Source organism: Pseudomonas sp. ME-P-057 (genome assembly GCF_030208975.1).
Taxonomy (GTDB): Bacteria; Pseudomonadota; Gammaproteobacteria; order Pseudomonadales; family Pseudomonadaceae; genus Aquipseudomonas; species Aquipseudomonas lutea.
Genome location: NZ_JARVSX010000015.1, coordinates 127,727 through 140,822, shown reverse-complemented (window position 1 = coordinate 140,822; position 13,096 = coordinate 127,727). Strand labels below are relative to the sequence as shown.

16 protein-coding genes and 2 tRNA genes are annotated in these 13,096 nt (G+C 60.1%); 8 read left to right on the top strand and 10 right to left on the bottom strand.

Features of this window, described 5'->3' with window-relative positions:
• On the top strand, nt 1-181 hold a 181-nt coding region (locus QRN48_RS08465; protein ID WP_285350009.1), incomplete at its 5' end, for a hypothetical protein.
• Nucleotides 182-296: 115 nt separating this feature from the next.
• On the opposite strand, the gene pbpG is transcribed toward QRN48_RS08465, so the two are convergent.
• The 3 genes from pbpG to QRN48_RS08450 all read right to left on the bottom strand — a co-directional run bounded on the left by pbpG (nt 297) and on the right by QRN48_RS08450 (nt 2,360).
• A complete protein-coding gene (gene pbpG, locus QRN48_RS08460) occupies nt 297-1,232 on the bottom strand; it encodes a D-alanyl-D-alanine endopeptidase (RefSeq protein WP_037010992.1) in 936 nt (311 codons plus the stop codon).
• 360 nt (nt 1,233-1,592) lie between these two features.
• A complete protein-coding gene (locus QRN48_RS08455; protein ID WP_037010989.1) occupies nt 1,593-1,775 on the bottom strand; it encodes a hypothetical protein in 183 nt (60 codons plus the stop codon).
• Nucleotides 1,776-2,012: 237 nt separating this feature from the next.
• Nucleotides 2,013-2,360, bottom strand: coding sequence for a hypothetical protein (locus QRN48_RS08450; protein ID WP_037010986.1), 348 nt, complete (start codon nt 2,358-2,360; stop codon nt 2,013-2,015).
• 238 nt (nt 2,361-2,598) lie between these two features.
• Between QRN48_RS08450 and QRN48_RS08445 the strand changes: the two genes are divergently transcribed.
• Nucleotides 2,599-3,417, top strand: a complete 819-nt coding sequence (locus QRN48_RS08445) for a shikimate 5-dehydrogenase (RefSeq protein ID WP_285350007.1) — start codon at nt 2,599-2,601, stop codon at nt 3,415-3,417.
• 646 nt (nt 3,418-4,063) lie between these two features.
• Here the strand turns inward: QRN48_RS08445 and QRN48_RS08440 are convergent.
• The gene (locus QRN48_RS08440; RefSeq protein ID WP_037010980.1) at nt 4,064-4,756 is read right to left on the bottom strand and encodes a YceH family protein; all 693 of its coding nucleotides are present in this window, start codon (nt 4,754-4,756) and stop codon (nt 4,064-4,066) included.
• A 109-nt stretch (nt 4,757-4,865) separates the two neighbouring features.
• Between QRN48_RS08440 and QRN48_RS08435 the strand changes: the two genes are divergently transcribed.
• Together QRN48_RS08435 and QRN48_RS08430 are read left to right on the top strand one after the other, a co-directional pair.
• Nucleotides 4,866-5,375 (top strand): DUF1993 domain-containing protein, encoded by a 510-nt coding sequence (locus QRN48_RS08435; protein ID WP_037010976.1) that lies wholly within the window; start codon nt 4,866-4,868, stop codon nt 5,373-5,375.
• A 172-nt stretch (nt 5,376-5,547) separates the two neighbouring features.
• Complete coding sequence (locus QRN48_RS08430) at nt 5,548-6,705, top strand: MFS transporter (protein WP_285350004.1); 1,158 nt, start codon at nt 5,548-5,550, stop codon at nt 6,703-6,705.
• Here QRN48_RS08430 and nhaR read toward each other — a convergent pair.
• Nucleotides 6,702-7,598 (bottom strand): transcriptional activator NhaR, encoded by an 897-nt coding sequence (gene nhaR, locus QRN48_RS08425; RefSeq protein WP_191943567.1) that lies wholly within the window; start codon nt 7,596-7,598, stop codon nt 6,702-6,704. The two genes, QRN48_RS08430 and nhaR, sit on opposite strands and share 4 nt — an antisense overlap.
• A gap of 115 nt (nt 7,599-7,713) precedes the next feature.
• Between nhaR and QRN48_RS08420 the strand changes: the two genes are divergently transcribed.
• Nucleotides 7,714-8,478, top strand: coding sequence for a TerC family protein (locus QRN48_RS08420; protein WP_037010970.1), 765 nt, complete (start codon nt 7,714-7,716; stop codon nt 8,476-8,478).
• 107 nt (nt 8,479-8,585) lie between these two features.
• On the opposite strand, the gene QRN48_RS08415 is transcribed toward QRN48_RS08420, so the two are convergent.
• On the bottom strand, nt 8,586-8,762 hold the full coding sequence (locus tag QRN48_RS08415) for a hypothetical protein (RefSeq protein ID WP_162835392.1): 177 nt from the start codon (nt 8,760-8,762) through the stop codon (nt 8,586-8,588).
• Between the two features lie 267 nt (nt 8,763-9,029).
• On the opposite strand from QRN48_RS08415, the gene QRN48_RS08410 reads away from it, so the two are divergent.
• Nucleotides 9,030-9,722, top strand: coding sequence for a peptidase C39 family protein (locus QRN48_RS08410; RefSeq protein WP_285350001.1), 693 nt, complete (start codon nt 9,030-9,032; stop codon nt 9,720-9,722).
• On the opposite strand, the gene QRN48_RS08405 is transcribed toward QRN48_RS08410, so the two are convergent.
• Both QRN48_RS08405 and QRN48_RS08400 read right to left on the bottom strand, forming a co-directional pair.
• Nucleotides 9,711-9,962 (bottom strand): hypothetical protein, encoded by a 252-nt coding sequence (locus tag QRN48_RS08405; protein ID WP_285350000.1) that lies wholly within the window; start codon nt 9,960-9,962, stop codon nt 9,711-9,713. The genes QRN48_RS08410 and QRN48_RS08405 overlap by 12 nt on opposite strands.
• A gap of 236 nt (nt 9,963-10,198) precedes the next feature.
• Nucleotides 10,199-11,482 carry an NAD(P)/FAD-dependent oxidoreductase gene (locus QRN48_RS08400; protein ID WP_285349998.1) on the bottom strand — a complete coding sequence of 428 codons (1,284 nt, stop codon included), beginning with the start codon at nt 11,480-11,482 and terminating at the stop codon, nt 10,199-10,201.
• 228 nt (nt 11,483-11,710) lie between these two features.
• On the opposite strand from QRN48_RS08400, the gene QRN48_RS08395 reads away from it, so the two are divergent.
• Nucleotides 11,711-11,787 (top strand) — tRNA-Val (locus QRN48_RS08395).
• 108 nt (nt 11,788-11,895) lie between these two features.
• Here the strand turns inward: QRN48_RS08395 and QRN48_RS08390 are convergent.
• Nucleotides 11,896-12,117, bottom strand: coding sequence for a hypothetical protein (locus tag QRN48_RS08390; RefSeq protein ID WP_276209497.1), 222 nt, complete (start codon nt 12,115-12,117; stop codon nt 11,896-11,898).
• Between the two features lie 147 nt (nt 12,118-12,264).
• On the bottom strand, nt 12,265-12,588 hold the full coding sequence (locus QRN48_RS08385) for a hypothetical protein (RefSeq protein WP_037010962.1): 324 nt from the start codon (nt 12,586-12,588) through the stop codon (nt 12,265-12,267).
• Nucleotides 12,589-12,823: 235 nt separating this feature from the next.
• Between QRN48_RS08385 and QRN48_RS08380 the strand changes: the two genes are divergently transcribed.
• Nucleotides 12,824-12,900 (top strand) — tRNA-Val (locus QRN48_RS08380).
• The last annotated feature ends 196 nt before the right edge of the window (nt 12,901-13,096 follow it).

The following is a 13,096-nucleotide window of genomic DNA, read 5'->3' as shown; positions in this document are numbered from 1 at the left end:
CGGTGGGTCAGCGCCGGACATGTTGAATGACACGACGCATTCGCCAACAAGCCTGCTCCTACAGATTTGCGGCGTTACCCGTTGGGCGGCGATACCAGATGCATTCCAGGTGGTAGCCGGTTCGATGCGCAAAGGCGTGACATGTCATAAACAGGAACCACGGCTCGACATCACCCAGTAGGCATTCATTCGAGCCATGGCGTGACACCGCCCTGTTGGAATTTACAGAAGCCATGGCCCGACCTCGGTCTGTAGGAGCCGGCTTGCTGGCGAACGCGGTGGCGCGGCTGGCGCTGTTAATCCGATGCCTGCAGGCCTTTTTGCTTCATCACCAGGTTCTTGTCCTTTTTGTACTGCAGCGCGACTTCCGGCGCCGGACCGCTCTTGCCGGTCTCCATCCACAGGCGCATGCGGCTGGCGTCGGCGAAATGGGTGTATTTGCCGAACGCATCGAGAATCACCACCGACACTGGACGATTGGCCATGCTGGTCAGCAGCACCAGGCAATGGCCCGCCTGATTGGTGAAGCCTGTCTTGGTCAGCTTGATGTCCCAGTTGGACTTACGCACCAGATGGTCCGTGTTGCTGAAACCAAGAACGTAGGTCGGTTTGCGGAACGTGACGGTTTTTTCCGGAGTCGTGCTCAGCTCGCGCAGCAGCGGGTAATTACGCGCCGCGAGCGCGAGTTTGGTCAGGTCGCGCGCGGTGGACACGTTGAACACCGAGAGCCCGGTGGGCTCCATGTACACCGTATGGCCCATGCCAAGCGCTTTCGCCTTGGCGTTCATCGCCCTGATGAACGCCGGATAGCCGCCCGGGTAGCTATGGGCCAGGCTCGCCGCCGCGCGGTTTTCCGAGGACATCAGGGTAATCAGCAGCATGTCACGGCGATTCAGTTCACTGCCCAGCTTGACGCGGGAGAACACGCCTTTCATCTCGGCGGTCTGTGAAATGTCGACCTTGACCATCTCGTCCATCGGCAGTTTTGCGTCGAGTGTCACCATTGCCGTCATCAGCTTGGTCACCGAGGCGATGGGCACAATGATGTCGGGGTTGCTGGCATACAGCACCTGACCCGTCTGCAGGTCGGTGATCATGGCGCTGCCGGAAGCCAGGTGAAGATTGGCCGGGTCGCGATTGAAAGCCGCAGGCTCGTTGGCGAGAGTGACGGTAGAAAGTGCGCAGCCTGTAAGTGCAAATAATAGGCCGATGAGGGAGTGACGAATTTTCAAGAGCAAAGCTCACTTAGTGATGGCAAGTTGCGTGGAAGGTCGCACTTTCTTCAAGGACGACAACAAGTTCGGCGCATTTTAGGAGCAAGTTTCTGAAGATGTCGATGGGCCGAGGCCTGGTTTCGTTAATAAACGTGCGCCGTATGGGTGAGGTTCAGGTAGCGGATCCAAAAAGCCTGTATCTAACAGGGTCCTGTTACTGAATTTGGCGGTGACGTTTGTCTGTAGCGTGCAGTCCGGGACACCCGAGCCATGCGGGAACACCGATGGCGAGGCAAAAAAAAGCCCGCGTCACAAAGGAGGCGGGCTAAAGGGGTGTGCGGAGCAACGCACGATTCACAGGGAAGAGCAAATAGGGGTTCAGCTATTGAGCGGGCGGCCTTCAAGTTGCTGCGACAACGCTTGCGCCGCAGGCAAAGAGGGCAACGGACCGCTGACCGGCTCGCCGTTCTGAACCAGGTACCAGCAGGCCAGCAGACCACGCTCACGAAGTTGGGCGGGAACTGCGCTGCCGACAACCGACATGATTTGAACCTTGGTCATAAGTGCCTCCATCAATCTATGGCGCCACTTTACGGTCCGGCCGGTTGATGCAGAAATCACTGTGCTCGATAGTCGTCATTGATGAGCGGTGGGGGCGGCGTTCAAGCGCTTGTGCGCACAGCGTCGCGGGACGGGTCGGGAAACCGGAAAACAAAACCCCGCCGGGGAGGCGGGGTCGTTGTAGAAGGGCGGCTATTCGGATGACGCCGCCTTCTTGCCAAGTTTAACGAGGCGCTGTTACCAGCGACCACCGCCGTGGTAGTAGCCTGGCGGTGGGCCGTAATAACGTGGCGGGCCGTAATAGCGGCGCTCGTACACCACAGGCCGTTCAACCACATAAGCGGGCTGGTAGTAAACCGGCGGCGGAGGCGGTGGCGCGTAATAAACAGGCGCCGGGGCCGCGTACACGGGGGCGGGCGATACATACGTCGGACCGGAAGCCACGGCTGCGCCGACGACACCGCCGACGACCGCTCCGATCACGGCTGCTCCGCCCCAGCCCGGGCCGCCGCCGTGAGCTTGTGCCTGGCCTGCGAGGGCGAGGGCGCCTAACAACAAGGCAACTTTGGGGATCTGACGAATCATGACTGTTCCTCGGTGTTCGGTCCCGTTGTCGCGTGCCTGCGTTACGCTCAGGCACTGCCACGGGATAACTTCTCAGACAACGACTTTGGAAATATCTGCGAGGCCGTTGCGTAAATTTTGTGTAAGGTATTCGCCAACTTTAATGACACTGACAGCCACAGGATTTGCACCCCTGCGGACAGGCGTCGCGATTCTACGCCTTTGCTCAGCGCCGTTCTAATACCACTCGGGAGATTTCATGTTGGTCACCGCCAGTAAGGAAACACTGTTGTGCATGTCGCTGGCCGGGCGCCCCGGCAACTTCGGTGTGCGATTCCATAATCATCTTTATCAGCAGTTGGGTTTGAATTTCTATTACAAGGCCTTCGCACCCAGCGACTTGCCCGCGGCCATCGCCGGCATGCGTTCGCTGGGCATCCGTGGATGCGGCGTGTCGATGCCGTTCAAAGAGGCGGCCATCGAACTGGTCGACGAAATGGACGCCTCCGCTGCTGCCATTCAATCCATCAACACCATCGTGAACACCGACGGTCATTTAAAGGCCTATAACACCGACTACATTGCCATCGCGCAACTGGTGGACACCCATCAAGTGCCGCGTACGCGCTTCGCCCTGCGTGGCAGTGGCGGCATGGCTAAAGCCGTCGCCTGCGCATTGCGCGACGCGGGCTTCACTGACGGTCTGATCGTCGCGCGCAATGAAACGGCGGGAAAGGCGCTTGCGCAGACTTGCGGATTTGCCTGGCAGGCCGAACTCGGCGGTGAGCGGCCACCACTGCTGGTCAACGTCACACCCTTGGGCATGGCCGGCGACCAAGCCGACGCGCTGGCGTTTGACCAGGCCGCCATCGAACACGCCGAGACTGCGTTTGACGTCGTCGCCACGCCGGCACGCACGCCCTTCATTATTCAAGCCGAACGGCTGGGCAAACGCCTGATCACCGGCGACCAGGTTGCAGCCATTCAGGCGCTGGAGCAGTTCATTCTCTACACCGGCGTGACGCCCACCGAGGCGCAGTATCAAACGGCGGCGACATTCGCACGGGGTTTAGAATAAAGCCGCAGCGGCAGCAAATGATCGTTTAGCAAATGATGCGGGATTTCGATGCGGATGGAGGTTGGGCTGCCCATGCATAGGCGTATGCGGAATGCGCGCAACAATGCCTGCGCCGCCACCACCTGTAGGAGCGCGCTTGCCCGCGAATGCGTTGGGTCATTGCATGCAGCAGTGTCTGGAAGGATGCTTTCGCGGGCAAGCGCGCTCCTACAATTGGCCGTCGTTTAAAACCAATCAATAGGTGACGCTGGCTCAAGCAACCATACCCCGCCAGCAATGCCAGCTGCGCAAGACAACGCCTGCGCCGCCACCATCTGTAGGAGCGCGCTTGCCCGCGAATGCGTTGGGTCATTGCCTGCAGCAGTGTTTGGAAGGACGCCTTCGCGGGCAAGCGCGCTCCTACAATTGGCCGTCGTTTAAAACCAATCAATAGGTGACGCTGGCTCAAGCAACCATACCCCGCCAGCAATGCCAGCTGCGCAAGACAACGCCTGCGCCGCCACCATCTGTAGGAGCGCGCTTGCCCGCGAATACGATGGGTCATTGCATGCAGCAGTGTTTGGAAGGATGCTTTCGCGGGCAAGCGCGCTCCTGGAATTGGCCATCGTTTCAAACCAATCACTGGGTGACGCAGGCTTGAGCCGACTTACCCCTCCAGCAACGCCAGCCGTTCTTCCAGCTCGGTGATGCGGGCTTCGAGCGTATCGATTCGCTCGATAAGCGCCGCATTGCCCGATCCACCTGAGCTGGAGGTGCCGCTAACGCCACGCTCCGCCGCGTGCTGTCGTGCGGCGAGGGCGGTTTCAAGGTCTGCCGGGTCGCCCAGTGCGTGCATGTAGCGGTCTTCACGCTGACCGGCCTGCCGTGGGATCAGCACCGCCAGGCCGCGCCCGATGAGCCGTTCGAGCTGATGCACCACTGCAGCTGTGTCGTCGAAATCGTGCATGCGGTTGCTGCGGGTCAAGAGCTCGTTGACAGTTTGTGGACCGCGCAAGAACAGCAACCCGCTCAGAATCAGTTGCGCCGGTACCAGCTCCAGGGTCTTGTCGACGCGGTGCTCCCAGCGGTCCGCCCGGCTGCCCATGACCAGTCGCGTCAGCTGCAGGCTCTCCAGCGCCCGCAGGCTCTGGCCCACTTGCCCCGGCGTCAGGTTCATCACCGGCTCCCGACTGGTTTTCTGGTTACACGCCAGCACCAGTGCATTTAGGGTGAGGGGGTAGCTCTCGGGATGGGTCGCCTGCTTCTCGATGAGGCAGCCCAGGATGCGCACCTCAATGCTGTTCAGTTGCAGCGCCTCTGCGGTTTCAACGGTATTTTCGCCATCCTGCTCGTCAGCCATGACCCATTCCCCAAGCGTTGAAAAGGCTATGAGGGTAGGGGCTGGATGAGGTAAAAGACAAGCCGCGATCGCGTTCGCCCTCAGGCGACCCATTCCTTCAGGAACTGCCATGACCCTTTCTCTCTACGCCGCTTCGATTCCCGTCTTCAAGCAAATGCTTACCGCCCTGGCTGCCGTATTGGCCAAAGGTGAGGCTCACGCCACCGCCAAAAACATTCAGCCGGACGCCCTGCTGCAGGCGCGTCTGTTCCCCGACATGTTCCCGTTGGTGCGTCAGGTGCAGATCGCCGTGGATTTCGCCAAAGGCGCCGGCGCACGTCTGGCGGGCATGGAACCGCCAAAATACGAAGACAGCGAAACCACCTTCGCCGACCTCCAGGCGCTGCTGACCAAGGTCCTGGCCTTCCTGGACACCATCAAGGCCGAGCAGGTCGATGGCAACGAAGCGCGGGAAATCGTGCTGCGCCCCGGCACTGACAAGGAAAAGCGCCTGGACACCCAGACCTACCTGTTGCACTACTCGTTGCCGCAGTTCTTCTTCCACGTCACCACCGCCTATGACCTGCTGCGTCACAACGGCGTGGAAGTCGGCAAGCGCGATTACATGGGCGCTTACTGATCGGTCTCGCTGGGTCGCCTGACTCGCTGTCTGACTGGCTTCGCAATCCGGTTCAGCTCAGGCAGTGAGTCGTGTTTGGTGCAGCGTCTCTGATACCCTTCGCATCCAGTTTTTTGCCACATCCGATCGACCGCTCCGCGAGGACCGGTCGTTTCGTCGTTCTGGAGATTTCATGTTTTTCCCCATTTACCTGTTGTCGGCCGCCGGCTTTACGGTACTGACCACAGAGTTCGTGATCGTCGGTCTGCTGCCAGCCATCGCCCGAGACCTGGCCGTCACCATCCCCCAGGCCGGTTTGCTGGTCACGTTATTCGCCTTCACTGTCGCCTGCTTCGGGCCTTTCCTGACAGCGTGGTTTTCACGCTTCGAGCGCAAGCGCCTGTTCATCTCGGTGCTGATCCTGTTCGGCATATCCAACGCCGTCGCGGCACTGGCCCCCAGCATTTGGGTGATGGCCGTCGCGCGGCTGATCCCGGCCCTCGGGCTGCCGGTGTTCTGGGCGCTGGCCAGCGAGACTGCCGTGGATATTGTCGGCCCGGATCACGCCGGACGCGCGATCGCGAAGATTGGTTTCGGCATCGTCTGCGCCACCGTTTTCGGCATCCCGGTCGGCACCTTGATCTCTGATGCCATCGGTTGGCGCAGCGCTTTTGCCATTCTGTCGGTGGTGGCTTTTGCCAAGGCGTTGCTGTTGTTCATCTATCTGCCGCGCAGCCTGCACAAGGATCAGGCGTCGCTGCGCAGCCAGTTCGGCATTCTGCGCAGCCCGTTGATGCAGGGGCATGTCCTGCTGTCGGTGCTGGTGTTCAGCGGCATGTTCACCGCCTACACCTATCTGGCCGACATGCTTGAACGGCTCGCCGGGTTCGACGGCACTGTGGTCGGCTGGTGCCTGATGGGCTTCGGCGCAGTGGGTTTGCTGGGCAACTCCCTCGGCGGGCGGCTGGTGGACCGCCATCCCTTGATCGCCAGCGTGATCTTCTGCACGTTCATGATCGGCGGCATGGTTATGGTGGTGCCAAGCATGCATTCCCTGCCGGCCCTGGCATTGGCTTTGGCGGTTTGGGGCGCGACCCAGGCGGCGTTGTTTCTGGTCAGTCATGTCCGGTTGATGAAGGCAGCACCCCAGGCCCCGGCTTTCGCCGCATCGCTGAACATCGCCGGGGCCAACCTGGGCATCGGCATTGGCGCGATCATTGGCGGCCGGGTGATTGATCATCTCGGGCTGGGGAGTCTCGGCTTCGCGGCAGCGGGCATTATTGTGCTGTCGATCCTGCTGGCACTGTTGCTCATGACTGTTCGACCGCGCACCGCGACCTGCGAGGGCTAGTCCGGGAACAACTGACGACGGGCGCCTTCGGTGATGGCGATGATGCCGGGGTGGCTGACCTTGCGCTCGACCGAGATCGCATAGAACGACTCGGTCACCGCATCGGTATGGCCGATCAGCTCGACGTCATATTGCTCGATCACTTCATCGGCGATGACGCTCGGCGCGATAAAGATGCCGCTGCCGGACTTGCCAAACGCCTTCATCAGGGCGCTGTCGTCAAACTCGCCGACGATCTTTGGCTGAATGTTCTGCTCGGCGAACCAACGCATCAAGCGGCTGCGCACCACCGTCTGCTGGCCTGGCACCAACAGTGGTGCGCCTTGCATGCCATGGGGGAAGTTCTGCCCGTAAGCGGCGGCGAGCGTGCGGGTGGCAAAAAAACTCACGCCGCATTCGCCCAGCTTCTGGCTATAACCTTTAATGTCCAGATGGGAAGGCATCGGGCTGTCGGAGATCACCAGATCAAGGCGCTGAATGGCGAGGTCCGCCAGCAGACGCTCCAGTTGGTCTTCCCGGCAACTGATCCGCACCAGCTCGCTGAGCGCCATGCTGGGGGCGATCAGCCGATAGACGATGGACTTGGGCACAACGTCGGCGACGCCGACCCTGAACAGAATCTGCTGTTCGTCGGGTTGTGCGCGCAGCACGGCCTCGAGTTCACCGCCCAGTTGGAACATTTGTTCGGCGTAGGGCAGGGCAACGCGACCGGTTTCGGTCAGCTCGAGCTGGCGGCCGACGCGCTTGAACAACTCAACGCCGTAAGTCTGTTCCAGCAGGCTGATCTGCCCGCTGATGGTCTGCGGCGTGAGGTTTAACTGCTCGCACGCCCGGACGATGCTGCCCGTCTTGGCCACGACCCAGAAGTAATGCAGCTGCCGGTAGTTGAGCATGGGTCTCGTCACTTCGTAAAAACCGAAGTATACGCCTGAAAAATACGAATTTTGCTGAAGTGTTTCCGTGCCTAGAATGCCGGCCTACCCCTGAACGAACCTGGACAACCGTTATATGGAATACCTTCTGGAACTGGCTGCAAGCCCAACGGCGTGGATCGCGCTGGCGACACTCGTCGTCATGGAAATCGTGCTCGGCATTGATAACCTGATCTTCATCTCGATTCTCACCAACAAACTGCCCGTGCATCAGCGCACCAAGGCGCGCCGTATCGGTATCAGCATGGCGCTGATCCTGCGTCTGGGCCTGCTGACCACCGTCGCCTGGATCGTCCAGCTGACCGAACCGGTGGTTGAGATTTTGGGCCAGACATTTTCCTGGAAGGACATGATTCTGATCGCCGGTGGTCTGTTCCTGGTCTGGAAAGCCACCACCGAAATTCACCACAGCGTGGACATCAAGACCGAAGCCGAAAAAGCCGCCTCCAACACGGTCACGTTGGGCATGGCCGCCGCGATCGGTCAGATCCTGATGCTCGACCTGGTGTTTTCGATCGACAGTATCGTCACCGCCGTGGGCATGACTGAACACCTGCCGATCATGGTCATTGCTGTGATTGCCGCGGTGATTGTGATGCTGGTTGCGTCCGAACCGCTCGCCAAATTCATCAATGACAACCCGACGGTGGTCATGCTGGCGCTGGGTTTCCTGATCATGATCGGTATGACCCTGATTGCCGAAGGTTTCGGCGCCCACGTTCCAAAAGGCTACGTCTACACCGCCATGGCGTTCTCAGCTCTGATTGAGGTGCTGAACATGCTGGTGCGCAGGTCTCGCCAGAGAAGGCTTGACGCTGAAGCCCAGGCACAGAAGGTCTGATGCACAGCTAACTGCTGCGAATTGCACGATGCGGTAAACAAAACGGTCGGGATGGTTGCCATCGCCGACCGTTTTTTATCGGCGTCGTGTGCGTCCTGAGCGGAGCATCAGTGCGCGGTGACGTGGTGGATCTTGCGCTGTGCGCGCTGCTGCGGTTTGGCAGCTTCGGTTTGCCGATAATGCGGGTGATGACGGCGGGAAATCCGCATCACACCCCACAACATGGCGGCTGCAACGGCAAGCCAGGCGGCGATCAACATCACAATGGTCATTCCGAGGCTCATGGCTTCCTCCGGCTCTTCTCTTCGTCTCTTAGTCATCGACAGTCTACTCACCGGGTTGTTGCCAGAAGTTGACCGATGGTCAAAATAAGTGGACCGGTTTGTTCTATCCGTCCTTGTGGGAAGTACGTTGGGCTATAGCTCAGGGGGAGGTCGGGCTATACCACGCCGTTGCAGCGCTCTATCATCCGGGCTCAGGCTGGATCCAGAGATCCTTCGCCATCTGTCAAGTGAGTAGAGAACGTGCAGGCATTGACGCGAGTGGATAGGGTGGCAGGGCAACGAAAATGGCTGGCGGTTGCCGCTCTGCTGGTGCTGTCGGGCTGTTCAAACCAGCACAACTGGAAGCCCGGATATCCGCCGCAGTACAAGGCGCTCCCCGATCGTGTGGAGATCAACGCGGTGCCGTCCTTTCGTGGCAAGGATTACCAGAGCGCGCCCTTTGCGCTGGCCAGCATGCTGACCGTTCACGGCGTTCAGACCACGCCGGGGCTGCTCGAAAAACCACTGAAATTACCCGGCGCGGAGGACTCGCTGGACCGGAGCATGCCGAATCTGGCCCGTGAATACGGATTTGTGGTGTACCCGGTGGATCGCAACTTGCCGGACGTGCTGGCGCAGGTTTCAGCGGGTTACCCGGTCATGGTGCGGTTTTCGGATGGCTCGCTGTGGTGGAAAAAGCAGCGCTATGGCGTGCTGGTCGGCTTTGATCAGAACAAGCGCACGGTGTTGATCTACACCGGGCCGGGGCGCGTCACCGAAAGTTTCGAGTCGTTTACTTCGGACTGGAATGACGGCGGCAACTGGGCGGTACTGATCCAGAGCCCGCGCCAATTGCCGGTCCCGGTCGACCGCGAGCGCTGGTTGAAAGCCGCCAATGATCTGGCCCAGGCCGGGCAGGAACAGGCGGCGGGCGAGGCGGTGAAGGCGCTGAACAATCCGGCTGCCCGCTCAGAGAAGTGAGCGGTGGTGCTGGATCGCATGGCAAAACCTGTAGGCGCCTGCTTGCTGGCGAAAAAACCTGTAGGAGCCGGCTTGCTGGCGAATGCGGTGAATCAGCCAAGAGGATGCAAGCTGGTTAAACGGGTTCGCCAGCAAGCCGGCTCCTACGGGTCTGATGCCCGCCATCAAGCAAGCAAGCCGGCTCGCGGGTGTGATGCCCGCCAGCACGCCGGCGCCTGCGGGTGTGATGGCCGTCAGCAAGCCGGCTCCGGCGGGTCTGATGCCCGCCAGCACGCCAGCCCCTACAGGTGTGATGCTCTGCCCGCTCAGAGAAATAAGCGGTGGCTGGATCGCATGTAAAAACCTGTAGGAGCCGGCTTGCTGGCGAACGCGGCGTTTCAGTCGCTACATTAGCGTCTGATCGATCGAATTCGTGGGCAAGCGCGCTCCTACAATCGGGTGAGCATCCGAGCCGACGCGAGACGCCGGCGTTTCCCTCAGAACCCCAGCCTGTCCCGCAAGCTGTAGTACCAGGCGCCCAAGGCGGTAAGCGGCGTGCGCATCAACTGGCCGCCTGGAAACGGGTAGTGGGGCAGGCCGGCGAACGCGTCGAACCGCTCTGCCTGACCGCGAAGTGCCTCCGCCAGCACCTTCCCCGCCAGGTGCGTATAGGTCACCCCGTGACCGCTGCAGCCCTGGGAATAATAGATGTTGTCACCCAGCCGACCGACTTGCGGCAACCGCGACAGGGTCAGCAGGAAGTTTCCGGTCCAGGCGTAGTCAATTTTCACATCTTTGAGCTGGGGAAATGCCTTGAGCATCTTCGGACGGATGATGGCTTCGATATTGGCGGGATCACGAGCGCCATACACGACGCCGCCACCGAAGATCAAACGCTTGTCACCTGACAGTCGATAGTAATCCAGCAGGTAGTTGCAGTCCTCGACGCAGTAATCCTGCGGCAACAGAGTGCTTGCCAGCTCCTCGCTCAACGGTTCTGTCGTAATGACCTGCGTCCCGCAGGGCATCGATTTGGCTGCCAGTTCCGGCACCAGATTGCCCAGATAGGCATTGCCCGCCACGATGATGAACTTGGCCCGAACCCTCCCTTCGGCGGTATGCACGACGGGGTTCGCGCCGCGATCAATCCTAATCGCTGCCGACTGCTCATGGATGACTCCACCCAGTGACTCGACCGCTGCGGCTTCGCCCAGCGCCAGATTGAGCGGGTGGATGTGGCCGCCGCTCATGTCGAGCATGCCGCCGATGTACTGATCACACGCAACCACTTCACGGATACGGCGTTGATCCATCAACTCCAGCTGGCTGTGCCCGTAGCGTTCCCAAAGGCGTTTTTGTGCCTCCAGATGGCCCATCTGCTTGGGCGTGATCGCGGCAAATACGCCGCCGTCCTTCAGGTCGCATTGGATCTGATATTTAGCCACCCGGTCGCGGATGATCTGCGCGCCTTCAAAAGCCATGTGCCCCAACAGTTGGGCTTCCCTGGCGCCGACGGTGTTTTCGATCACGTCGATGTCACGGCTGTAGCTGTTGACGATCTGCCCGCCGTTGCGGCCTGAAGCGCCAAAGCCGACTTTTGCGGCCTCCAGAACGGTCACCCTGAACCCGTGTTCGAGGAGGAACAGCGCGCTCGACAGCCCGGTGTAACCGGCGCCGATGATGCACACGTCCGTTTCGATGTCCCCTTGCAGGCGGGGCCGTGCCGGAGCCGCGTTGGCCGAAGCGGCGTAATAGGAATGCGGATATGAAGTGTTCGTCATCCTTTAAGCCCCGTTTTATATTTTTTACGAATGGGCGGATGCTACCTGAGATGAAATTCACTCACCAGCCGGGCATGGCCGTTGAAATCGCGACGAGGGGCGAGAAAAGGAATGCACGGGCATGGGCGGAGTCGAGCTTGGGGTTTCAAAAGTCTTCCGCTTTCATGGGGTTAGGAGGTAATCACCGTTGACAGCAATCCTGATCCCGGTAGAATGCCGCCCCACAGCAGGCACGTAGCTCAGTTGGTTAGAGCACCACCTTGACATGGTGGGGGTCGTTGGTTCGAGTCCAATCGCGCCTACCAAACAAATCCGCTCTGCTGGGCGGTAACGAAAAAGGGTGGTCCGACAGGACCACCCTTTTTTTGTTTGTTCGTAAAGGCTTTCAGCCGGACGACGTCCCGCGCGATCTGTCAGTCGGCCTTGGCCCGGGTAATCCGACCGGCCCGGATTTCATCGACATAGGCCCGTAGACGGTCTGCGTCCTTGTACTGCTGGTTCATCAGATGCAGGACCGCTACCACGTCCACGTCGTTGACGCGTTCGGCGAGGCGGCTGATTTCACCGGCGGTGCGCTCCAGATTCGCCGCGATGGTGCTCAGGTCACGCTTGAATTCCATCGCTGATTTTTTCATGCCCACGGTGCCATTCTCCACTGTTGATCATCCGTCTCGCGACGCATTGTCAGGCGCGGCGGCGACGCACTATAACAAAGCAAAGGCGACAGGCACGAAAAGGGCGCTATTCAAGCGCCCCGGGATTACTGCATCGACAGCGTGCCGTCAGCCGCCCGCGCCGCCAGCGCTGGACGAGCCTGACCCTTTGCTGCCGCCGCCGTTGGTGGTGTCTCCGCCTGGCAAGTCGGCATCGTTATTACTGCCGGTGCCGTTGCTCATTGAAGTGCCGCCGCCGAAGCTGATGCCCTTCTTGGTCTGGGTGTCTACCTCGGAACCTTGTCGAGACGGGTCACTGCCCTGTACGCGCGGGTCGATTCCGGTCTGTGACGGCGGCGGCCCCATGTCTGGAGAAGTCGCGCCCGCCAGTGCGCCGAGCGAGGTGCATGTCAGGGCGCAGCCGAGAGCCAGTGCAGCAATTGATCTATTCATCAGGTGATCTCCGTGTGTCGTGGTCCTTGTGTGCGTTGGGCATCGGATATCCGCCCGTAGTGCCATGCCGGCGACAGGCGGCAGCTGAGCCTCCGTTGTCGAGGGTCCGGTGTGGGCCTGCGGCATCGGCAAGGCCGGATGATCGATTCGCTAAATAATTTGCAGATTCAGGGGCTTACTGAGCGAAAAAGACGTTGACAGCTATTTGAATATCCGTAGAATGCCGACCCACAGCAGGCACGTAGCTCAGTTGGTTAGAGCACCACCTTGACATGGTGGGGGTCGTTGGTTCGAGTCCAATCGCGCCTACCAAACAAATCCGCTCTGCTGGGCGGTGAAGAAAAGGGCGAATCGAGAGATTCGCCCTTTTTATTGCCCGCGATTTTGTTGCCTGCGATTTTTGTCGTCTGTCGTGCTCACGTCGGGTGGGCAAGCCCACCGCTGATAGCGAGCCTATAGCCCCCCCAGCCCAGGCTCTATTTCATCGGGCTCAATGAAATAATTCCGG